This is a genomic window from Spirosoma fluminis (genome assembly GCF_054778895.1).
The window spans coordinates 263948-284811 of record NZ_BAAGZD010000007.1 but is presented as its reverse complement, the minus strand read 5'-3'; the positions used below and the strand labels follow the sequence as shown (position 1 = coordinate 284811).

The window sequence follows — 20864 nt, the reverse complement described above, 5'->3', positions numbered from 1 at the left end:
ACGGGCCGCCTGTGCGGTTTAGAATTGCTTCAGGTACGAGACCTTACCGATGATGTGTTGCTCCTGCTGGCGGTCGGTGATCCGTAGCGAACCGGCATAACTGCCGTGGTTATACACAATATACAAAAACGATAAAGGCTGAAACTCCCAGGATAACCGCATGTTCCAGACGTTTTTGTCGGTGTAGGTATTCCGCTGAAAAAAGCCGATGAGTTGCACACGGGGGTTCATCGCCAGTCGACCCTCGACGCTGTAGAGCGCGACAGTCCCCGTATAGCTGCCTACGTTCTGAAACCGGTTCAGTTCGCTACTCAGCGTAAAGGAGGTATGCGGAATAGGAGCCAGAATCATGGAGGCCCGGCCGTAATGCAGTTGCCCATCGTAGTACCGGCCGGTTTCCAGGAACGTATTAAACGATACGCGCTTCGAAGGGTCGGTGCCTAGTATGGCCGCGTAGCGAACGTAACGGAACGTACCAGACCGAATTGCCAGATCGAGCGGGCGGTAATCGCCATCGTCCAGCCGCTGAAATACCGGATTAACGAACAGCCCAAAGTTACCCGCGTTCTGAAACGTGAACCAGACCGGATTCAGGTTCCATTGTGCTTCCTGCAAATACCCCGTCGATGCTTTGTGGTAGAGTTCAATAAAGGCACCCGGCTCAAAATTGCGGACCCATTTAGGGATCCATTTCGGGCGGTTGACGAGGAATCCACCAAACGAATGGGAGAATACGTCGGAGCGCGACACAAATCCCATCTCAGGGTTAAAATTTCGGGTTACTAACGTCTGCGTCAGCCAGCCAACGAACTGATTGGACCGATAAAAGAACTGACTATACCCCGACAAACCCTGGCCATTCGCGTTCGACTGTGCCCTCGGTTCATTGGCGTCGTTGGTAAACGAGCCAATCACCATCGCGTTATACGACAATGATTGGCTAATGCGAAAAAAACCGTCTACAGCCACCGTAGCGTTCTGACGTCCAGCGGTACTATCGGTCGCGTGCACATTCTTAAACGTCACAATGCCACCGATACGGTTCTGTTTGCCTACATTCTCTACGTAACGCCCCACGGCAAAATCCGTAGTTGGGCTACCCGGAATGCCACGTTGCCGGATAAACATGCCGCCGTAATTCCGGGCGACAGACCGATACACGATCCGGGCACCCGCATCGATGGGAACTGGTGAACTCGTGCCATCGGGGAGTTGCGCCAGCCCGATCGTTCGGCTAAAGAATGGCTGGATAACCATGCTGCCACCTTCACCAAAATCATTGCCCGCTAGTCCGGCTCCGAACAGACTGGCATTTTCCAGAAAGAACCCGCGTCGTTCAGGAAACAACACTGATAATCGTTTCAGGTTGTTCACCTGCCGGTCTACGTCAGCCTGCGCAAAATCCGTATTCAGCGTCAGATCCAGCACTGTATTTGGGTTGATCGCCCATTTCAAATCGCCACCAATCTTAAGTTTGGCGTCACCGCTGGTTCCTACTTCCGTACCGTTATAGCGATCATCGGCAATGAGTACATACGGTTGTACGCGAATATTGGCGCGGGGCGGAGGAGGCTTGATACCCGTTATCAGACCTGCGTACTCCATACGTAACGCGGAAGGGAAAGCCCTCGGAAACGGAGACCAGGCCGATAGCTCGTTGCTCGATCGGCGGTTGCGAAAGAAATTAATCCCCCACGTCTGAACGGAATCGGCAGTTCGCGGGTAACGTAACGTTTGCCAGGGTATCTGCATTTCGGCAATCCAGCCCGAATCCGTTCGGGTCGTGCGCACTTTCCATAGCCCGTCCCAGTCCGTGTCATACAATAAATCGTCGAAGGAAAGCAGATCGCGCTGCGTGGCGTATGGATTTGTCAGAAACGCCATGGCGTTACGTTTGTCGTGAAATCCGTCGACGGCCACCCCAAACAGATCATTGGCCTGTGGTGAAAAATCTCGTTTAAAGTTCGGCGTTCGCAACGCCCGTCGGCCCGCAGAGTCGCGATTGAAAGCCGCGATGTACAGAAATTGCCGGTTATAGAGCACCCGAACGTCGGTATCGAACGTAGCCGGAGTGCCCTGTTTGGGATCGACCTGGATGAACTGATGAATAGGGGCTACACGCTGCCAGTCGGCTTCGTCTAAACGCCCGTCAATCTTTAACTTCTCGTTGATTTCAACCGCCCGGATCGTGCGCTGCTTTTTGGCAGGCGCGAAAATAACGGCTCCTCCCCCATTGCCCGACAACGGAACGAGGTCTTCGCGGAGTGTATCGGGCTGCACGACGTCCGACTCGGCCGTATTTGGGATGACCGTTGTTGTCTGGGCGGTTACTGCAATCGGAAAAAGAAAAATAAGAGTAAGGCGTGGTAACGTAAAGGACATACGGAGCTTATCAATCGGCACGGCAAAAATAAACGGACAAAGCTGCTTAGTCGTTTATTTTTGGCCAAACGGTTGCTTTCTCTGACGGAAAGCAATTTGTCCGACAAAGATCATTCATCGACAGCTCCAGGCACGTAGTGCTCCATCCTCCTCACGTACCATACAGATTGCACGGCAGGTTATGAAGTAGCGCGAACGGGCAATCTAATAATCGCCACCCGCCCCACCACCGCCAAAGCTGCCGCCCCCGAAGCCGCCAAAATCACTACCACCGCCACCACTCCAGCCGCCACCACCGGAGCCACCCCAGCCAGAATAAGTAGACGTTGGGAAGAATACCGGCGGGAAAAAGCCACCACCCCGATTACGGTTGTTACCTCCCCCGCCGTTGCGCCGTGAAATGGCGAAGACGATGATAAAAACAATGAAGATGATGACAAGGAGCCCTACACCCGCACCGCCTGACTCATTCCCATCCGATTCATCTTTGTACTCCCCACGGGCACGCTGGATAATCTCGGTAGTTGCGGCATCGAGGCCCTCGTAATACCGCTCCTGCTTAAAGGCGGGTACAATCGTGTTGCTGATGATTCGCTTGGCAATGGCGTCAGGGATGGCCCCTTCCAGTCCGTATCCGGTCGCGATGAATATTTTTCGGGTTTGGGTGGCCCAGGCCAGCACCAGACCGTTATTCTTACCTTTCTGGCCAACGCCCCACTTCCGGCCAACCTGAAACGCAAAGTCACCTATGGGATAAGGCTCCGTCGTTCGGACAATAACGATCGTGATCTGGGTCGACGTGGTATCGTTATAGGCCCGCAGTTTCTGTTCGAGCTGCGCCCGTTCGCTGCTGCCCAGTATACCCACAAAATCGTTAACGAGCCGGGGCGGATTCGGCCGGTTCGGAATAACGGAATCGGCGCTGCTTACCTGCGCCAGCAAACGTAGTGGCACAGTGAGTAATAACACCAACAGCCCTACACGTAACGTTCGGGCGATATGATAAAAGGTGGGTACGTTCACGGATGTATCAGTCAAACGAAATTTCGTCAGAGAGTTCGTTGGTGTCGTCGCTGGCGTAAGGAAAATACTGTTTCAGTTGCTGCCCGGCCCGTTCGATACCCCGACTTAACCCCTCGGCGTACTCTCCGGCCGCAAAATGGCGTCGAAGCAGGTCTTTTGTGCTTTCCCAAAAGTCTTGGGGCACTTTTTCATCAATCCCCTTATCACCGACTACCGCGAACTTCCGATCAGCATGAGCCAGATAAAACAAGACGCCGTTTTTCTCTTTGGTCTGGTGCATACCCAGCCGCGCGAATACGTCAATGGCCCGTTGCATAGGGTCCTGATCGGCACAATGGGGTTCTACGTGCACCCGTATTTCGCCAGACGTTGCCTTCTCGGCTTCCTGAATGGCTTTGACAATACGTTGCTGGTCGGCGGGGTTGAAGGGGCTGTTCATGGTTTGAGTTATCGTTACCTGTGCGTGATGTCTACCCCTCCCGGCTTCTTACAAGCAGCTAGCTTCAACTCCTCCCCTACGAGGGGAGGTTGGGAGGGGTAAACACTGCACAGGTAACGAAGTAACAATTAAAACTGAACCGTTGGTGCACTCTGAGCCGCCTGCGAGGCTTCGAAAAGCCCGCGACGCTGGAAGCCGAAAATCCCCGCAAAAATGTTGTTCGGAAACGAGCGTACCGATTGGTTGTAGTTCGTCGCTACGCCGTTGAAGTCGTTACGCGCTACGGTAATCCGGTTTTCAGTTCCTTCCAGCTGCGCCTGTAACTCCGAAAAGTTCTGAGTCGCCTTCAACTGCGGATAGCTTTCGGCAACCGCCAGTAAACGGGACAATGAGCCGCTTAGCTGATCCTGTGCCGCCTGAAATTTCTGAATATTTTCGGGAGTCAGTTGGTCGGCAGTCAGGTTTATGCCTGTTGCCTTAGACCGTGCTTCTATAACGGCCTGTAAGGTACTTTTCTCGAAATTAGCCGCCCCCTGTACAGTTCGAACGAGGTTCGGAATCAGGTCAGCGCGACGTTGGTATTGCGTTTGAACGTTAGCCCAGGCGTTTTCAACAGAGGTATCCTTTTGAACTAGCCCGTTGTATGAACTACAGCCGTATACACCTAAAATAAGGAGAATAGCAACGACGATAATAGTGGTTCTTGACATGGTTGTGTTACCTGATTAGGTTAGTTATTGATTCAAATTTGCCTAAAACTTCTTACTTGTCAACGTAAAACTACGTCAACGGTGTTTTTCGGCCTCTGTCCATTTGTCTGGATTGATGACCGGTAATGGGTAATCCTGGCCCAAACTAACGCCAAATTGCCTTTGTTCTTCAGCGGATAAGTTATGCACCGCATGGATACGTTCGGCAGGCACATGGGCTAACTCCGGCAGCCAGTGTTTTACGTATTGCCCTGTTTCATCATACCGGGTAGCCTGGCTATAGATGTTGAAGTAGCGATTTTCGCGCGGATCGTTACCGACGCCCGCTATGTAGTTCCAGTTTCCCCAGTTGCTACACGGGTCGTAATCGACCAACAGACTCTCGAAGTAAGCCGCGCCCCAGGTCCAGTCGATTCCCAGATCCTTTACCAGGAAGCTGGCCACATTCTGTCGGCCCCGATTCGACATAAATCCCGTTGCGTTCATTTCCCGCATATTGGCGTCTATGAATGGAATACCGGTTTTACCGTTGGTCCAGGTAGCAAACACCTCTGGTTCGCGACGCCATTTTTGATTTAAATCATGTTTGATGCCGCTCGGCTTAAAGATTCGGGTTCCGTACCGTAACGCTATGAACCGAAAGAAGTCACGCCAGATCAGCTCAAAAATCAGCCAGTACGTCGATTCATTCTTAACCCGCTCTTCTTCGTACCGTTTAATTTCCTGATAGACGAGCCGGGGTGACAAACAGCCGATGGCTAGCCAGGCCGAAAACTTGGATGAGTAGTCTTCGCCCAGCATCCCGTTCCGTGTTTCCTTATACGTTTGCACAAGGTCCTTATCCCAGATGTAACGCTTCAGTCGGGCGAGAGCTATCGTTTCCCCACCTTTAAAGGGTACCGCAGCACGAACGTCGGCGGTTAGCTCCGGCGCAAAGTTGAACGAAGCCAGCGTAGGCATATCGCCCGGCTCTACAGATGTGGTTACCAAGCGAAGCTGTCCGGGCAGGGCAATGGGTTCACGCACCTGCGCGTGTTTTTCGAGCGGGCTCCGGAATTGAGTGAACACATTGGGCAATCGTGAAATTTCGAACGGCAGATCCCGAACATGATACAGCGTAGCGCCCCAGAACAACTCCAGGTCAACGTTGATCGGCTTCAGGCGTTTGCTCAAATCCGATTCCACGTCGGTTTCTTCCTGAGTGACTTCTTTGCCGGCATAAATAGCCTCCGCTTCCATGTCTTCGGCCAGTTGAGCCAGTATCGTGGCAGCGTCCCCCGTTCGGATAATCAAATCCGCACCTTTGTTACGTAACGACTGACGCAGGTCAGCAACGGCTTCAAGAAGAAAACTGGTTCGAAAAATACCGGTCTTTCGGAAGCCAAGCTGCGGCAGTTCATCAAACCAATGGGAGTCGAACACATACACTGGCAGCACTTCATCCGCAGCCTCAAGCGCACGAGCCAGGGCTTCATTATCGTGTAATCGCAGATCGTTCCGGAACCAGTATACAATACGTTTAGGCATAAGAAGCAAGCAGAGGTGGTCTATGATCCGCAGTTTATACGTTAATCTGAACCTAATTCCAGCCGCATTGTTCGCAGCGCATGGGCATCGGCTTGGCGGCTTTCGGGTCTTACTGCTCGTTAAGCGCCCAGTTGTATTCCAGAAATGAGATGGCTGTGCTGCTGCGAATTTTGGTATTGGCGTATTCGTTTACCCACTCGGGAACAGACTTTCCGTTTCTGGTCCAATCGGCTTTGTGCCAGTCGAAATACTTCGACAAACTGGCTCTTTGAAGCGTGACCGCGTTCTTGGTCGGATCGTTCAGAAAATCTCGTCCCTGCTCGTCGAGTTGAGCAATGAGTTTGTCGCCCGTATAAGCTTCGTTTCGCAGGCGGGGGCTCGACCGGGCTGCATTAACCAGGGCAAAGTGGATTCTGGGCTCGTTAAACTGCTTAAGCACATTACGCTCAATATTATCAAGACTCATCGGCTTCCCGCCAATGCTGAAAAACTTGCTGGCTCCCGACGTAGTGACACGCGGAATTTTGATCCTGGACCCAATATCCTTGATACTTGCCACCGGATAATGGTTTATAATCAGTTGAAGTGTATAAGCGTTGTAGGCATTGATCCAGTAGGCAACCTGATCGGTTCTGGGCCACGTAGCGTTCGGTGGATTGCGACTCAAAAGGTCGAGGTACTGTTTCAGGACGTTCTCTTCCCTCTTCAACCCCTTATAATTGACCAGTCCTCTCTCGTTAACGTATTTCTTCAGTAAACGATCGAGGATGCGGTTGTCAGTGCGGTCGGCGGCAAACGACCACTTCGACTCGTGCCTAGGCTCAGTAAATGCACATAACGTAAGCATCAGCAGTCCAATGAGTTTACTTAACCTTCCTTTTGGCATGGCGTACCCCATTATTTTTTGTTTGTTTAGGGCAAACATACGTAACGTCCGAACAGGTTTATGTTTTGAAACGGACCGACTAAATGTAAAAACACCCCATGAATCTTGACTTATCAGGGAAAACAGCCCTTGTTGGCGGCAGTACACAAGGCATCGGCCGGGCTACGGCACTGGAATTAGCGCAGTTGGGGGCCAACGTGGTTCTCCTCGCCCGGAATGAAGAAGCCCTACAAACAACCCTGGCCAGTCTGGACACTGCCAGGGGCCAGAAACACCACTACCTCGTTGCGGATTTCAATCAGCCGGGCACGGTACTAACGGCAGTCAATGAGCACCTGACTCAGTTTCCCGAAATTCATATTCTGATTAACAATACGGGCGGGCCAGCAGGTGGGCCGTTACTGGAGGCAAAGCCCGAAGAGTTCGTGCAAACCTTTCATAACCATCTGCTCATTAATCAGGCGTTGGTACAAGCGGTGGTTCCTGCCATGAAGCAGGCTGGTTATGGGCGCATTGTGAACATCGTATCCACGTCGGTGAAGCAGCCCATTGTTGGTTTGGGGGTGTCGAACACCATTCGCGGGGCGGTTGCTCAATGGGCAAAAACCTTATCGCTGGAAATTGCTCAGTTTGGTATCACGGTCAACAACGTACTGCCTGGCTACACAAAAACCGCCCGGCTAAAGGCCGTGTTGACCATGCGGGCAAAATCGTCAGGCAAAACGGAAGACGAAGTTGCAGACCAGATGAAACGCGAAATTCCGATGGGGCGGTTTGTAACGGCCGAAGAAGTGGCTGCGGCCGTTGCCTTTTTATGCGCTCCCGCAGCCGCGGCCATCAATGGCATCAACGTTCCCGTCGACGGCGGCAAAACGGGAAGCCTTTAAAGGAGTCAGAGGGTTAGCGGGTTACAGAGCGGCATTGCTGGCTGTCGCTTCATGAACTGTATGACTCTGTAACTCGCTAACCTTACAACTTAAACAAGGCTATTTTTAAACGCGTAGGCTACCATACCCGCCGTATTTTTCGTTCCGGTTTTTTCCAGAATACGCAGCCGATGGCCTTCGACCGTTCGGGGACTCAGGAAGATTTTCTCGCTGATCTCGTTCGTAGAAAGTCCTTCGCAGATAAGCGTAAGCACCTCTTTTTCGCGTTCCGACAAGAGGATTTTGCTGTTGTAAAAAGCGTTGACCGGTTTCGCAACGGTGGTTTTGTTGGTCATTTTCCGAAGCATGGCTTTAGACACGAACTCGTTGAGGTAAACGCCTTCGTCCATCACCTTGCGAATGGCTTTCTCCACCTCGCCCGCTTCTGCATCTTTCAGGAGGTAACCGCTTACTCCCTTTTCCAGCAGGTGCAGCACCATCCGATCTTCGTCGTGCATGGTGAGCACGACTATTTTAATGAGTGGATAATTCTCCCGCAGAAAATCGGCAGTGGCCGTTCCGTCCATCACCGGCATTTGCAGGTCAAGCAGCACAACGTCGGGCATCCGACGGGGAATTTTATCGATAAGTTCCTGTCCATTGCCAGCTTCCAGAATCAGTTCAAAATCGTGGATTTGACCGAGTATTGTTGCCATCCCGACGCGAAACAAGGTGTGATCGTCGCAGAGGGCCAGTTTAATTTTTCGCATAGAGGAGGGTTATTAGGTGCCGACTCGTTTATGGGCGCTGCTGTCGGCCATCCGGCTAACAAATTAACTCAATAAATCAACAGGTTCCGCGTCGTGGAGTCGTACTTGTACGTGAATCTGCGAACCCCGGCCGGGAGCAACGTCAAACGTTACGTGGCCATTGACAACACTTAACCGACTTTCTATGTTTCGCAGCCCTAACCCTCCCTGCCGTTTCTCCATAATCGCGTCGAAGTCAAACCCGATCCCATCGTCCAGAACCGACAAGCGGACTTCATCGTCGAAACACTGCAACTGAATGGCGATGTGGCTTGCCCGCGCGTGCCGGATGGCGTTGTTGATCAATTCCTGCGCAATTCGATACAGCATCAGATCAAGCGCAGACGAAAGTTGCTCAATAGCTTCGGGGCAGCTTATCTGAACTTCGAGCTGGCTATCGGTAACGCGGTCGGCCAGTTCTTCCAGAGCGGCCACTAAGCCAAATCGCTTGAGCGTTGTCGGGACCAGGTCGCGGCTGATACGCCGGACGTTCGTCATGGTTTCGTCAAGCATCGAGCGCGTTTTCTGAACCTGTAAGCTTGTCCGGATAGTATCGCCGTTTAACTGCCGTTCGAGTTGGTTAAGGCTCATTTTCGTCACCGACAGCATCGTGCCAATCCCATCATGAAGGTCTTCGGCCAACCGTCGGCGCTCCTCCTCCTGCCCCCGGAACGTAGCGGCCATAAGCTCACGCCGGTGCTGCTCCTGCAACTCCTTGAGGGCCAGTTGCTGCTTTGCCTGCTTCTGCTGGTAATAGGCAACAAAAATGATGATGAACACCGCCATCATCAACAATACGGCCGTACCGACCGCAATTACAAAACCGGAATCCATCGGCGTTTTGTCTACTCACGGCGTAATCTGAGTAGAGTAAAGTTGAATAATTATCAGCTGAATGTCAACGTCTTACCCACTGCTATTGAGTAAGCGGCAACGTACCGGCTTTACTACGTAACGTTTTCGCGATCGTACCGGCCAAGCCAAAGACCAACGGAAAAAAGCAGGCAGAAAACCATAAACAAGAGCTGACTTACGTTCCAGAAAAAATCGAATACCTCGTCAGAAACCTCATTAGGATTATAGATGTACTCGCCGAATAAAAAAATGAAAAACGTACCGGCCGTATAAATCAATAAACCCGATGTTATCCAGAACATACTGTAGGTAAGTATATTCCGGACCACCAGTCGACTGATCAGGTTGTTGAAATACAGCAGGCAAACGGCGATGGAAAATATCCGGAAAATAGATTGTATCTCAGCAGATACTGCATCGGGTTTGTAGAAAAAAATCAGGATGGGGATAGAAATCCCAACCAGAGCCATAATAGTCAGTTTTTTGCCTCTAGACGGAAACGAAGCACTGTATAAAATCCCGATTAACAGCAGTTCGATAATAGCCTGTATATTTTGTATATATAGATTATTATGATGGTGCAGGCTCAGCCAGAGCGAGTAGGTGTCTTTGATAAAATAAAACGAAAATAACAGCAGGCCTACCCGCTGTTCTTTAGCAATCAGCCGGTAGTTGAACAAGCCTACGAATATGGGCAGCAGACTACCGAAATGCGATATAAAATCGAGTGGATACTCCTTAATTTGTTCGTAAAGCTTTTCCCACATTTCGGTAGTTTAAAACAATCGGTTATACCTCCTAAGCACAATGTCTTGGGCACGTATGACCTTCGCCTAACATTTCTTCACCGCCATCACCGGGCATGTCCTTCAAACCGGCCTGGTCTCTCCGGATCGGCATATCCTGGCCTTTTCCGTCCACACCCGTTAACAACACGCGGGGTTTCAGCTGCCCTTTGCCGGGTTCGGTTGGATTGCCGTCTTCATCTTCCCACCGCTTTGCGTGGTGGATGCGTAGTCCCACGCAGCCCGGCTGACTCAGCAACTGCATGACCTGGTTAATACCGAAGTATTCTGAGCGGACGTAATCGTCTTTGGTCAGGCCAACCGCCAGCTTCCGATCGCGGTAAGCCTCCAACAATGATGTTGTTTCGGGCCGACGAAGAAAGCGCCCTGCATTTTCATTAAAAAAACCCATAGAGATAAACGTTTAAGAAGAAATTAGTACGTGTTAAGGTGAACGGATTTAAGCGGAAAGCTGAATAAAGATACGGCGAATAGATTGATGTAATGTTAGTACATAGTGCAACGCGCAAAGACAAAGTTACTGATTTTCAATGAATTAACTTAGGCACTTCTCTGTCTAATACGTACTTCTACGTACTAAATTGCGGAGTTATGCCTGCTTTGTTCTTGGGAAATAAAATCGGGGTTTTTGCGCTTACAAAGCAGCACCGGCCTATCTACCTTTGTCACGTAGCAATCAGGCAACGAACGGATCGAGCGCTGTTAACAGCCAATTGCAACGGCTTTCTTATCCGCTTCGGCGGAACGATCATAGGTTAGGTTAACAAAAAACGCCGGAGCACTTGCTCCGGCGTTTTTTTATGTCAATCTCGAAAAAAGCGCTATTTCAAAATGTTCAGCAGGTATTCGCCATACCCGCTTTTCACCAGCGGGCGGGCTATTTCGGCCAGTTGATCGGCGTTGATGAATTTCATTCGATACGCTACTTCTTCGATAGCACCGATCTTTAACCCTTGACGCTCTTCAATGACGTGCACAAACTGACCGGCCTGCATGAGCGACTCAAACGTACCGGTGTCGAGCCAGGCGGTACCCCGGTCCAGTACACCGACTTTCAGTTTTCCCTGCTCCAGATAGACCCGGTTTATGTCCGTAATCTCCAGTTCACCTCTCGGCGATGGTTTGATATTGTGGGCAATGTCGACTACGTTGTTATCATAGAAGTATAATCCGGGCACCGCGTAGTTAGACTTTGGCTGTTTGGGTTTTTCTTCAATAGATACGACCCGATGGTCACCATCGAATTCGACGACGCCATACCGCTCCGGATCGTGCACTTTATAGGCAAACACGACTCCTCCGTCGGGGTCGTTGTTGGTTTGCAGCAGCTTCGATAGCCCTGAGCCGTAAAAAATATTATCACCCAGTACCAGTGCCACTTTATCATTGCCGATGAACTCCTCGCCAATAATAAACGCCTGCGCCAGTCCATCGGGGCTAGGTTGAACCGCATAGCTGAACTGGCAGCCGATCTGCGACCCATCGCCCAGGAGTTTCTCAAAGTGAGGTAAGTCGTGGGGCGTCGAGATAATCAGGACTTCACGAATGCCCGCCAGCATCAGAATCGAGAGCGGGTAATAAATCATCGGCTTATCGTAAACCGGCATCAATTGCTTGGAGACGGCGAGTGTAAGCGGATGAAGACGAGTTCCGGAGCCTCCGGCGAGTATAATTCCTTTCATTCTTTTGGTTTGTTTGGGTGTTTAGTTGTTTGTCTGTCCGGTAATTGAGACAACTCAATTACTTATACTTAACACCCTTCATATCGCATTCTTTTGAATAACTCATCAGTTTAGCAATGAGATTCTTAATCTCGATGGCACTATCATAAACTTCTCCAAATTGCGTCTGATCGATATACCCCCGATCAAGCGCTCGATAAGCCTGAGATCGGACTTCGGCTGTTGACCCCTTGGCAATGCTTAAGAATTGGATAAACTCACGCGTTCCCTCCCTGTCAAATCCTTCAGCGATATTATCCATTACCGACCCGCTAGCACTGAGCCATTGACTAACAAACCGATAGTCGCGTTCTATACCTTGAGTAAGCTTGAATATTTTTTGATCTAGTTGCCTGGCTTTTTGCCACGACCTTATATCCTCAAATTGCTTGATAGTTGGCATACAGCAAATTAACAAGGGCAGAAAGAACAGACAAACAAGCAAACGGACGAACAGCCTACCGATTCGCGTACATTCCCTGATAATAGCTTTGATACGCTCCGGACGTAACGTTGTCCAGCCAGGCCTGATTGGCCAGGAACCAATCGACGGTTTTTTCGAGACCTTCTTCAAACTGCAGCGAGGGCTGCCAGCCCAGTTCGTTCATGATCTTGTTCGCATCAATCGCATACCGAAGATCGTGCCCGGCCCGGTCGGTAACGTAGGTGATCAGCTTCGCCGATTCGCCTTCGGACCGACCCAGCTTACGATCCATGATCTGGCACAACAGGTTTACCAGATCAATGTTCTTCCACTCATTAAAGCCTCCGATATTGTAGGTTTCCCCAAGGCGACCTTTATGGAAAACCGCGTCGATAGCCCGCGCGTGATCAACCACGTACAACCAATCGCGCACGTTTTCGCCTTTGCCGTAAACAGGCAGCGGCTTGTTGACCTGAATATTGTGAATCATCAGCGGAATCAGCTTCTCGGGAAAGTGATTCGGGCCATAGTTATTCGAACAGTTCGACAGCACGACCGGCAACTTGTACGTATTACCATACGCCCTGACGAAATGGTCGGAAGCGGCTTTCGAAGCTGAATACGGCGACTGCGGGTCGTAGGGCGTTTCTTCGGTAAAGAACTCATCCGGATTGTGGAGTGAGCCATACACCTCGTCGGTCGATACGTGGTAAAAACGTTTCCCCTCGAAGGCGGACGCGCCCCCGGCCTGCAGCCAGCTATTCTTGGCGGCATTCAGCAAATTCACTGTTCCCACTACGTTCGTTATCACAAACGCCATGGGGTCGGTAATGGACCGATCGACGTGCGATTCGGCAGCGAGGTGTATCACGCCGTCGAACGGAATCTCGGCGAACATATCTTCCAGAAATTTCGCGTCGGTGATGTCGCCTTTCACGAATGTATAGTTCGGAGCGTTCTCAATGTCAGACAGGTTCGCCAGGTTACCGGCATACGTCAGCGCATCGAGGTTATAGATCTGGTATTCCGGGTATTTTGTCACAAACAGCCGGACAACGTGCGATCCAATAAAACCGGCTCCGCCAGTGATCAGTATAGATTTCATAAACAATAAATCTTGGTGGGTACTAGGCCAATGCCCCCGCTGCTCAGCGCATGGCGACTTATTTCATTAGTTTTTGCTGCCAGCGCCAGGCATCCCGCAACGATTCAGCCAGCGACCGCCGGGCGGTCCAGCCCAGTTCCCGATTGGCTTTGGTTACGTCAGCGTATACCTGCTCAACATCACCTGCCCGACGAGGGCCAATCGTATAGTTCACCGTAACGCCGGTTTCCTGCTCGAATGTTTTAATAATAGTCAAGACGGTTTCACCCCGACCGGTACCGATATTGATTACGTCGTAGAAGGCGTCGGTGTCCGTTTCACTTAGCTTACGTAACGCCTGCACATGCGCTTCGGCCAGATCCATTACGTGGATATAGTCACGAATGCAGGTCCCATCAGGGGTGTTGTAATCAGCGCCGTACACAGTCAAACCCGACCGAATGCCAGCGGCTGTCTGCGTAATGAACGGCACCAGGTTAGCGGGTACGCCCAAAGGCAGTTCACCAATCTGAGCCGACGGATGAGCACCAATCGGGTTAAAGTAACGTAACGCCATGGCCTTTATAGGCACTTGAGCGTGCACGGTATCACGAATAATATCTTCGCTGATGGCTTTGGTATTCCCGTACGGAGACTGAGCTGGTAGGCGGGGGGTTTCTTCGGTTACGGGCAGATGTTCAGGCTGACCATATACGGTGCAGGACGACGAAAATACCAGGTTTTTTGCCCCGTATTTAGGCATCAGTTCCAGCAGCAGCAGCAGCGAATCGAGGTTGTTGCGATAGTATTTCAGCGGCTGGGCTACCGACTCACCCACGGCCTTGTGTGCAGCAAAGTGAATAACTCCCATAACGGCTTCCTGCTGGAAGATACGTTCCATGGCAGGCGCATCGTTGCAGTTAACAGAATAACACGTTACGTCGCGCCCCAGTATAGCCCGCAAGCCGTCTAATGCTGAACGCTCGGAATTGGAAAAGTCGTCGACAATAACCGGCTCAAATCCGGCTTCAACCAACGAAACAACCGTGTGGGAGCCAATGAAGCCAGCTCCACCGGTAACCAGAATTTTGGGAGAATTGCCTGTAGGAGTCAAACCGTTTTTTATGAAATTTTTGTTATTACTTTAGCAGGATAGGTCGTAAAACCAGACAAAAGTAGTATATTCAATAGGTTTCCGAAAGTAGTATTTATCCTGGGGCTACTCAACAAAGGAGTAAAATCGAATGAACGACAACGAATTAAAAGCACTTATATCGCTCTTAGACGACGAAGACCAGGAAGTAGTGGAACACGTCGAACAGCAAATCCGGCAATTAGGTGGTCAAATGATTCCTCTGCTGGAGACCGAGTGGGAAGGCAGCTTTAGCTCAGCTTTGCAAAAACGGATTGAAGAGCTGATTCACGACCTTCAGTACGAATCGGTGCTTGATCGGATGCGCGACTGGAAAAACGGGGGGGCGATGGACCTGCTCGAAGGCCTCTGGATTGTGGCCACCTATCAATACCCCGACCTTTCGCTGGATAAGCTAAAACAGGACGTAGAGCAGCTTTATTATGAAGTTTGGCTGGATATCAAGCCGGAGATGCACCCCGACGAGCAGGTAAAGGCGATGAATAACGCGTTTTTTACCAGGCTGAAATTTGCGCCTAACACCAAGCATTTTCACTCGCCGTCTAACTCCATGATTAATCAGGTGCTCGAAACGCGCCGGGGCAATCCGATTACGTTATGTGTGCTGTACATGCTGATTGCCAAACGGCTGAACATGCCTATCTACGGTGTCAATCTGCCGAATCTGTTCGTGCTGACCTACAAAAATAGCAGCGGGGTTCAGTTTTACATCAATGTGTTTAACCGGGGGCTGGTTTTCACCCGCAAAGACATTGACCAATATATTGATCAGCTTAATCTGAAGCGGCTCGATACGTTCTACCAACCCTGCACCAATGCCGACATTGTGCGCCGGGTGCTACGAAACCTGACCCTGGCCTTCGAGAAGAACGGCGATACCGAGCGCGTTCGCGAAGTTGAGCAGATCCTGAACACGGTCCGCGATGATGGCGACGGCCTCCCCCTTTCTGATTATACGCAACGGTAAAAAGCAGTTATAGAGTTGTATAGTTGGTTTCACACATTAACTGTACAATTCTATAACTCATTAAAATGCTACGGCCAGTAATCCGGGGCCTACATGAAAACAACGTACCGTAAGTTGCTCTTCGTGATCGGGCAACCGGACATGACCAACGAGGTGCTCAGCTTCGTCGGCAAACGGCTCTACATGTAAATGTTCCCGAAACGTAAGCTCCCGTTTTCCGTAGAGTTTATACAATGCTTCTTTAGCGCACCAGTAAACAGCCAATCGCCCCACATCCCCCGCTGCGTGTGCAATTTCACTTTCCGACAGAACCCGCGGCACTACGCGCTGAAGCTGCGCCCGCAGTGGCTCAATATCTATACCCACGGGGCGCGACCGGTGCAGTGCAGCAGCGGCCCAGCCTGTGGTGTGCGACAGCGAAATATGCCAGGGTGCATTGAGCAGATGTGGTTTACCAAACTCGTCTTTTACCAGACCAGTGTACGCAAGTCCCTGCTCCTGAGTGAGCTGTTGAACAGCAGCCCGACAGGCCAGCCATTCGACCCGCTGAACCGGATGGCGAATACTGTTCAACTCCTCTAATTCTAAGGATGTAAGGGGCAATTGATGGCGAAGCATGGCCTCATCTTCGGTGATTGACCAGAGGAGTACCGCGCAGTCGTCGTTTATAAATAGCTTACGTGTCACACGCCAAAAGTCGCAATAGGCTCAGAAAAAAGAAAGACAAAGCCGCTTTCCTTACCTTTGATCGTTAATTCTGATTTACCTGTGCTTGTAGAAAAAATCGATACGTTCGGCGGACACCGCGACTGCGTGTATGCTCTGGAGCGGGGCTCCGCAGCCGACCAGTTTTTTTCGGCGGGGGGCGATGGTATGGTGGTGCAGTGGCAACTCGACCGGCCGGACCTGGGCAACGTAGTGGCCAAAATCCCGGCGTCTGTATATGCCCTGGCGCTCCACCCCACCACCGGCTATCTGTGGGTTGGACAGAACTATGAGGGCATTCACATAATCGATACCGCCCGCCAACAGGAAGTCTACTCGCTCAACCTGACCTCAGCGGCTATATTCGACATCAAATTTTACAAGACCGATGCGTTTGTGGCCCTGGCTGATGGAGTGGTCGTCGTGCTGGATGCGGAGCAGGTAGTGGTACGTAAGCATTTGAAAGCGTCGGATCAATCGGCCCGGTGCATCGCCATTAATCCCGTGGAGCGGGAAATGGCCGTCGGCTACAGCGACACGACTGTGCGCATCTTTGATCTACAGACATACGAGTTAAAACGAATCATCCCGGCGCACACCAACTCGGTATTCACCGTTACGTATTCGAACGATCTTCGCTACCTGTTAACGGCCGGGCGCGATGCTCATCTGAAAGTATGGGACGTAGAAAAAGCCTACGCCCTCCAGAACGACATTGTCGCGCACATGTTTGCCATTAATCACCTTACGTTTAGCCCGGATGGTACGTGGTTCGCGACGGCGAGTATGGACAAATCCATTAAAATCTGGGATGCCGAAACGTACCGTCTGCTGAAAGTAGTCGATCGGGCCCGACATGCGGGACACGGCACATCGGTTAATAAATTGTTGTGGGTTAACCGCGATAACCAGTTACTTTCGGCCAGCGACGACCGGACGATTTCGGTCTGGAAGTTGACCTGATTCTCATCATTTGGTCGGAAAACCGCCGATTTTGTTGCTTTTTTTGTAAAATTCGCATTAAGGACGTTAATTCACCCTTACCAGTGTAGACAAAACCTACCAAACCCTAAGCGCACCGATGAAAATTACGGCTATAGAAATCCGGCAGCATACATTTGATAAAGGGTTGCGTGGTTATAAACCCGAGGATGTCGATGCATTTCTGGCTTCGTTATCTCAGGAATGGGAACGTGTTACCGGCGAATACAAAATGCTGAAAATGCAGCTTGAATTAGCCGAAAAAGAGTTAGGGAAGCTGAAAGAGGTCGAGATGACGCTTTTCCGGACGCTTAAAACGGCCGAAGATACCAGCACACAAATTACCGATCAGGCCAATAAAGCCGCTGAACAATATGTTGCCGAAGCCCGTCAGAAAGCCGATGAACTACTGGCTGAAGCCCGTAAACGGTCGGCGTTGATGGTGCAGGACGCTGAAAATCAGGCCCGATATTTGAAAGACAACATACTCAATGACCTGAAAGCCATGGAGTATGATTTCAAGGCACTGGAAAGCTATAAGGAAAACCTCGCCGTTCAGATTCGCAGCCTGGCCAGCAACGCGGTTGACACCGTAGAGCGCTTCGAGAAAAAGTTTGCCAAGCAGAATCTGAAAGGAAAAATTGATGAAGTAACCAGTCAGATTAAAGATGATCTTCAGGAAGATGGCGATGAATCTGCTTCAGCACCGGCGGCTGAACTCCCTCCGTTAACCGAACGTGAGTCGGCAGTTCCCGAAGCCATTCCGGTTGATGAAGCGCTCGTTGACAAACTTGACGAGGCCATTGAGCAAACAGACCATTCGTCGCCTACGCCTACTGCCGAACCCACAAATGCAGATTCGGCGGAGACCGTTGCGGATGAGCCAACTCTACCGGAGTCAACGGCCGTTGAAGAAGTCCCGGCAACGGTTGCAGATGACAGTCAGCCCAAGAAAAGCGGCTCATTTTTCGATCAGATCTAATTACGCAATAGCCTGACGGAGCAACGTGGGATTCAGGCAGCAAAACCCTGAAAACCGAGCGTTAATCAGGTTATATTTTTATGGGAACCATTGCCCTGGAAGGCCTCGAATTTTTCTCCTATCATGGATTCTATGATGAGGAGCAAAAGATTGGCAATAAGTATTCTGTCGATATTGTCGTTACGGCCGACTTTTCGGAAGCGGCCCGACGTGACCGGCTAAGCGCAACGGTCAACTACGAGGATTTATATCGCATTACAGCTATGGTTATGCAACAGCCCGCCCGCTTGCTGGAACACATTGCGCACCGTATCATTCAGGAGATTCGATCAAAATACGCGGATCTGCAAACCGTAGAAGTTAGCGTATCCAAGTTTAACCCGCCGATTGGGGGCGTCTGCCATCGGGCTAAGATTACACTGAGGGAATAAGTAAGAAGGTTGAAGGGGAAGAAAAGAACAGGTTGTAACAAGCGACACCTATACCCCTTCTTCCCCTTCAACCTTCTTTTCCTATACTGCTTGCTGTAGACCCGCAAAGGAAATGGCCATGTGTGAAGCATCGTAAACACAGGTACCATTCTTGATGAGCAGGACCTGAGGTGATTCGTGCTCAACCCCAAATTCACTTTCTACTTTCTTCGAAATTGATCGATTGGCATGTAAGTCCAGATAGTACGGCTTAACCCCCAATTGATCATTCCAGTTACGCTCCATACGGCTCAGGGCCATGGCGCTGATTGAACAGGTTGTACTGTGCTTAAAAATCAGCACCGGCTGTTTCGCCGACTCGTCTTTAATGGCTTCGAGTTGAGCGTCGTTTGTTAGTTTATTCCAGTTCATTGTATCAACACGCACTCTGTTGACGTAGAAGCTTTTTTCAGCCTGAAAAGTTCGCTTATTGACGCCGAATGGCGAGCTTTTGTACCATCTCGGTGGATAGTGCATCGGCATAGGGTCCATAGGCATCTACGAGGGTTCCGCGTTGTCCATTCTTCTCGTCAATTGCGTACAGAATAGTTTCGTCATCGGGGTCGGTCATCCCTTCAAACCGGTAAAAACTGGCAATCGTAAAGTCCTCGGGATGCAGTTCAAGGGCATCCTGCTGACACTTGAGGTGATCCGCTTTCAGGTTATAGTCTCTTGTGTACCCTTGTTTTCTGAGATCATCCAGCGCTTCGGTGAGCGTTTCATAGCCAGGCATAGTCGGGCGGTTTGCGGGTGAGTTTGTAGCTTTGTACATATAACTAACAGCGTACTGGCTTGTTTTCAGCACTCTATACCACAGGAATTCACGCATTTGAACTGCTGCTGCGGGCTGTTGCTCCATTTAATCGTAAGGCCCGGCAGTGGGTTGACGGACGAAAAGGCTGGGCAGCACACCTGGCAAAAATGATGGCCGGGAATAGGCAGCCTGTCGCCTGGTTTCACGCAGCTTCGCTCGGTGAATTTGAGCAGGGCCGTCCGGTTATCGAGGCTTTTCGAGAGGCTTATCCGAATTACAAAATCCTGCTTACTTTCTTTTCTCCGTCGGGGTACGAGGTTCGTAAGGATTACGACGGAGCCGATTACGTTACGTACCTACCCGCCGATACGCCCGCGAATGCATGCCAGTTCGTAGCGTTGGTAAATCTTGAAATTGTCTTCTTTATCAAGTACGAATTCTGGCATCATTACCTGCATACGTTACGGGCGGCTAACGTACCCATTGTATCCTTTTCGGCCATATTCCGACCGGAGCAGCTATTTTTCAAGCCTTACGGTGGCTTTTATCGTAATCTGCTTCACTGTTTTGATCATATTCTGGTACAGAACCAGCAGTCGGTTACGTTACTGGCCACCATTGGCATCACGAACGTAACGTTGGCCGGTGACACCCGATTCGACCGGGTTGCGCAGACGGCAGCAGCCCGGAAAGACATACCGCTGGCGCAGGTTTTCAAAGCCGGTCAGCTTTTGCTTATTGTGGGTAGCGCCTGGCCCGAAGACATGGACGTTCTGATTCCGTTCATTAACCGATTCAATCAACCGCTTAAAATTATTATTGCTCCCCACGAGATTCACGATCCTGAAATCGAACGTTGGCGAGGCCAGTTAACAAAGTCGTCGGTTCGGTTTTCACAGGCTGCTGACACCAACGTAGCCACGGCCGACGTACTGATTATTGACAACATCGGGATGCTGTCGTCACTCTACCAGTACGGCGAGTTTGCTTATATAGGTGGGGCGTTTAAGCAGGGATTGCATAACATCCTGGAGGCTGCTACGTTTGGTATGCCTATTTTCTTTGGTCCTGAATACAGCAAATTTCAGGAAGCAGTTGATCTGGTTAACGAAGGTGGGGCCTTCTCGATTGGCACTGTTGATGCGTTATCAACCGCCTTTGCGCAACAGTACGCTAACGCAGCCGAAGCAGCCCAGATCAGCCGTAATTACGTGCAGCGGAACATTGGCGCAACCGCACAGGTTATGAAGGTTGTAAAGTACTTAATGAGCAAAAGAGGGCTTTAATCCCCGCTCTTTTGCTCTGTCACCCTTTCACTTT

Annotated in this window: 23 protein-coding genes; 6 read left to right on the top strand and 17 right to left on the bottom strand. The window is 50.7% G+C overall.

Translation table 11 applies throughout. From position 1 onward, the window contains the following. Positions 1 to 18: 18 nt before the first annotated feature. From ACYVBJ_RS12835 to ACYVBJ_RS12810, 6 genes are all read right to left on the bottom strand, one after another. Complete coding sequence (locus ACYVBJ_RS12835) at positions 19 to 2382, bottom strand: carbohydrate binding family 9 domain-containing protein (protein ID WP_460982697.1); 2364 nt, start codon at positions 2380 to 2382, stop codon at positions 19 to 21. A 204-nt stretch (positions 2383 to 2586) separates the two neighbouring features. Further along, the gene (locus ACYVBJ_RS12830) at positions 2587 to 3420 is read right to left on the bottom strand and encodes a TPM domain-containing protein (RefSeq protein ID WP_460982696.1); all 834 of its coding nucleotides are present in this window, start codon (positions 3418 to 3420) and stop codon (positions 2587 to 2589) included. Beyond that, positions 3413 to 3844, bottom strand: a complete 432-nt coding sequence (locus ACYVBJ_RS12825) for a TPM domain-containing protein (RefSeq protein WP_460982695.1) — start codon at positions 3842 to 3844, stop codon at positions 3413 to 3415. Before ACYVBJ_RS12825 ends, ACYVBJ_RS12830 begins: the two co-directional genes overlap by 8 nt. 128 nt (positions 3845 to 3972) lie before the next feature. Continuing rightward, on the bottom strand, positions 3973 to 4554 hold the full coding sequence (locus ACYVBJ_RS12820) for a LemA family protein (protein ID WP_460982694.1): 582 nt from the start codon (positions 4552 to 4554) through the stop codon (positions 3973 to 3975). Positions 4555 to 4629: 75 nt separating this feature from the next. Next, on the bottom strand, positions 4630 to 6081 hold the full coding sequence (locus ACYVBJ_RS12815) for a DASH family cryptochrome (RefSeq protein ID WP_460982693.1): 1452 nt from the start codon (positions 6079 to 6081) through the stop codon (positions 4630 to 4632). 109 nt (positions 6082 to 6190) lie between these two features. Then, positions 6191 to 7006 carry a DUF547 domain-containing protein gene (locus ACYVBJ_RS12810; protein ID WP_460982692.1) on the bottom strand — a complete coding sequence of 272 codons (816 nt, stop codon included), beginning with the start codon at positions 7004 to 7006 and terminating at the stop codon, positions 6191 to 6193. A gap of 59 nt (positions 7007 to 7065) precedes the next feature. Between ACYVBJ_RS12810 and ACYVBJ_RS12805 the strand changes: the two genes are divergently transcribed. Further along, complete coding sequence (locus tag ACYVBJ_RS12805) at positions 7066 to 7854, top strand: SDR family oxidoreductase (protein WP_460982691.1); 789 nt, start codon at positions 7066 to 7068, stop codon at positions 7852 to 7854. A gap of 89 nt (positions 7855 to 7943) precedes the next feature. On the opposite strand, the gene ACYVBJ_RS12800 is transcribed toward ACYVBJ_RS12805, so the two are convergent. From ACYVBJ_RS12800 to galE, 8 genes are all read right to left on the bottom strand, one after another. Beyond that, positions 7944 to 8603, bottom strand: a complete 660-nt coding sequence (locus ACYVBJ_RS12800; protein WP_460977825.1) for a response regulator transcription factor — start codon at positions 8601 to 8603, stop codon at positions 7944 to 7946. Between the two features lie 63 nt (positions 8604 to 8666). After that, on the bottom strand, positions 8667 to 9476 hold the full coding sequence (locus ACYVBJ_RS12795; RefSeq protein ID WP_460982690.1) for a sensor histidine kinase: 810 nt from the start codon (positions 9474 to 9476) through the stop codon (positions 8667 to 8669). Between the two features lie 113 nt (positions 9477 to 9589). Further along, entirely contained in the window at positions 9590 to 10264 is a 675-nt protein-coding gene (locus tag ACYVBJ_RS12790) for a hypothetical protein (protein ID WP_460982689.1), read from the bottom strand. Positions 10265 to 10295: 31 nt separating this feature from the next. Further along, the gene (locus tag ACYVBJ_RS12785; protein ID WP_460982688.1) at positions 10296 to 10694 is read right to left on the bottom strand and encodes a hypothetical protein; all 399 of its coding nucleotides are present in this window, start codon (positions 10692 to 10694) and stop codon (positions 10296 to 10298) included. Between the two features lie 430 nt (positions 10695 to 11124). Continuing rightward, positions 11125 to 11985, bottom strand: a complete 861-nt coding sequence (gene rfbA / locus ACYVBJ_RS12780) for a glucose-1-phosphate thymidylyltransferase RfbA (protein ID WP_460982687.1) — start codon at positions 11983 to 11985, stop codon at positions 11125 to 11127. 58 nt (positions 11986 to 12043) lie between these two features. Continuing rightward, a complete protein-coding gene (locus ACYVBJ_RS12775) occupies positions 12044 to 12427 on the bottom strand; it encodes a four helix bundle protein (RefSeq protein ID WP_460982686.1) in 384 nt (127 codons plus the stop codon). A 55-nt stretch (positions 12428 to 12482) separates the two neighbouring features. Further along, complete coding sequence (rfbB, locus tag ACYVBJ_RS12770) at positions 12483 to 13553, bottom strand: dTDP-glucose 4,6-dehydratase (protein WP_460982685.1); 1071 nt, start codon at positions 13551 to 13553, stop codon at positions 12483 to 12485. A gap of 58 nt (positions 13554 to 13611) precedes the next feature. After that, the gene (gene galE / locus ACYVBJ_RS12765; RefSeq protein WP_460982684.1) at positions 13612 to 14646 is read right to left on the bottom strand and encodes a UDP-glucose 4-epimerase GalE; all 1035 of its coding nucleotides are present in this window, start codon (positions 14644 to 14646) and stop codon (positions 13612 to 13614) included. 130 nt (positions 14647 to 14776) lie between these two features. On the opposite strand from galE, the gene ACYVBJ_RS12760 reads away from it, so the two are divergent. Beyond that, the gene (locus tag ACYVBJ_RS12760; protein WP_460982683.1) at positions 14777 to 15652 is read left to right on the top strand and encodes a transglutaminase-like domain-containing protein; all 876 of its coding nucleotides are present in this window, start codon (positions 14777 to 14779) and stop codon (positions 15650 to 15652) included. A gap of 60 nt (positions 15653 to 15712) precedes the next feature. On the opposite strand, the gene ACYVBJ_RS12755 is transcribed toward ACYVBJ_RS12760, so the two are convergent. After that, entirely contained in the window at positions 15713 to 16339 is a 627-nt protein-coding gene (locus ACYVBJ_RS12755) for a 4'-phosphopantetheinyl transferase family protein (protein WP_460982682.1), read from the bottom strand. A gap of 81 nt (positions 16340 to 16420) precedes the next feature. Here ACYVBJ_RS12755 and ACYVBJ_RS12750 point away from each other — a divergent pair, with 81 nt between their 5' ends. From ACYVBJ_RS12750 to folB, 3 genes are all read left to right on the top strand, one after another. Next, on the top strand, positions 16421 to 17320 hold the full coding sequence (locus ACYVBJ_RS12750) for a WD40 repeat domain-containing protein (protein WP_460982681.1): 900 nt from the start codon (positions 16421 to 16423) through the stop codon (positions 17318 to 17320). A gap of 118 nt (positions 17321 to 17438) precedes the next feature. Then, positions 17439 to 18320, top strand: coding sequence for a DivIVA domain-containing protein (locus tag ACYVBJ_RS12745; protein WP_460982680.1), 882 nt, complete (start codon positions 17439 to 17441; stop codon positions 18318 to 18320). A gap of 80 nt (positions 18321 to 18400) precedes the next feature. After that, positions 18401 to 18751: a dihydroneopterin aldolase gene (gene folB, locus ACYVBJ_RS12740; RefSeq protein ID WP_460982679.1), complete on the top strand. Its 351-nt coding sequence runs from the start codon at positions 18401 to 18403 to the stop codon at positions 18749 to 18751. A gap of 81 nt (positions 18752 to 18832) precedes the next feature. Here the strand turns inward: folB and ytxJ are convergent, their stop codons facing one another. Then, on the bottom strand, positions 18833 to 19162 hold the full coding sequence (gene ytxJ / locus ACYVBJ_RS12735; protein WP_460978049.1) for a bacillithiol system redox-active protein YtxJ: 330 nt from the start codon (positions 19160 to 19162) through the stop codon (positions 18833 to 18835). A gap of 55 nt (positions 19163 to 19217) precedes the next feature. Next, complete coding sequence (locus ACYVBJ_RS12730) at positions 19218 to 19523, bottom strand: phosphoribosylpyrophosphate synthetase (protein ID WP_460982678.1); 306 nt, start codon at positions 19521 to 19523, stop codon at positions 19218 to 19220. Between the two features lie 59 nt (positions 19524 to 19582). Between ACYVBJ_RS12730 and ACYVBJ_RS12725 the strand changes: the two genes are divergently transcribed. Then, the gene (locus tag ACYVBJ_RS12725) at positions 19583 to 20830 is read left to right on the top strand and encodes a 3-deoxy-D-manno-octulosonic acid transferase (RefSeq protein WP_460982677.1); all 1248 of its coding nucleotides are present in this window, start codon (positions 19583 to 19585) and stop codon (positions 20828 to 20830) included. The last annotated feature ends 34 nt before the right edge of the window (positions 20831 to 20864 follow it).

Coding starts and splice junctions, on each gene's coding strand:
- ACYVBJ_RS12835 (WP_460982697.1), bottom strand. CDS start 2,382: ATGTCCTTTACGTTACCACGCCTTACTCTTATTTTTCTTTTTCCGATT.
- ACYVBJ_RS12825 (WP_460982695.1), bottom strand. CDS start 3,844: ATGAACAGCCCCTTCAACCCCGCCGACCAGCAACGTATTGTCAAAGCC.
- ACYVBJ_RS12820 (WP_460982694.1), bottom strand. CDS start 4,554: ATGTCAAGAACCACTATTATCGTCGTTGCTATTCTCCTTATTTTAGGT.
- ACYVBJ_RS12815 (WP_460982693.1), bottom strand. CDS start 6,081: ATGCCTAAACGTATTGTATACTGGTTCCGGAACGATCTGCGATTACAC.
- ACYVBJ_RS12810 (WP_460982692.1), bottom strand. CDS start 7,006: ATGTTTGCCCTAAACAAACAAAAAATAATGGGGTACGCCATGCCAAAA.
- ACYVBJ_RS12805 (WP_460982691.1), top strand. CDS start 7,066: ATGAATCTTGACTTATCAGGGAAAACAGCCCTTGTTGGCGGCAGTACA.
- ACYVBJ_RS12800 (WP_460977825.1), bottom strand. CDS start 8,603: ATGCGAAAAATTAAACTGGCCCTCTGCGACGATCACACCTTGTTTCGC.
- ACYVBJ_RS12795 (WP_460982690.1), bottom strand. CDS start 9,476: ATGGATTCCGGTTTTGTAATTGCGGTCGGTACGGCCGTATTGTTGATG.
- ACYVBJ_RS12790 (WP_460982689.1), bottom strand. CDS start 10,264: ATGTGGGAAAAGCTTTACGAACAAATTAAGGAGTATCCACTCGATTTT.
- ACYVBJ_RS12785 (WP_460982688.1), bottom strand. CDS start 10,694: ATGGGTTTTTTTAATGAAAATGCAGGGCGCTTTCTTCGTCGGCCCGAA.
- rfbA (WP_460982687.1), bottom strand. CDS start 11,985: ATGAAAGGAATTATACTCGCCGGAGGCTCCGGAACTCGTCTTCATCCG.
- ACYVBJ_RS12775 (WP_460982686.1), bottom strand. CDS start 12,427: ATGCCAACTATCAAGCAATTTGAGGATATAAGGTCGTGGCAAAAAGCC.
- rfbB (WP_460982685.1), bottom strand. CDS start 13,553: ATGAAATCTATACTGATCACTGGCGGAGCCGGTTTTATTGGATCGCAC.
- ACYVBJ_RS12760 (WP_460982683.1), top strand. CDS start 14,777: ATGAACGACAACGAATTAAAAGCACTTATATCGCTCTTAGACGACGAA.
- ACYVBJ_RS12745 (WP_460982680.1), top strand. CDS start 17,439: ATGAAAATTACGGCTATAGAAATCCGGCAGCATACATTTGATAAAGGG.
- folB (WP_460982679.1), top strand. CDS start 18,401: ATGGGAACCATTGCCCTGGAAGGCCTCGAATTTTTCTCCTATCATGGA.
- ytxJ (WP_460978049.1), bottom strand. CDS start 19,162: ATGAACTGGAATAAACTAACAAACGACGCTCAACTCGAAGCCATTAAA.
- ACYVBJ_RS12730 (WP_460982678.1), bottom strand. CDS start 19,523: ATGCCTGGCTATGAAACGCTCACCGAAGCGCTGGATGATCTCAGAAAA.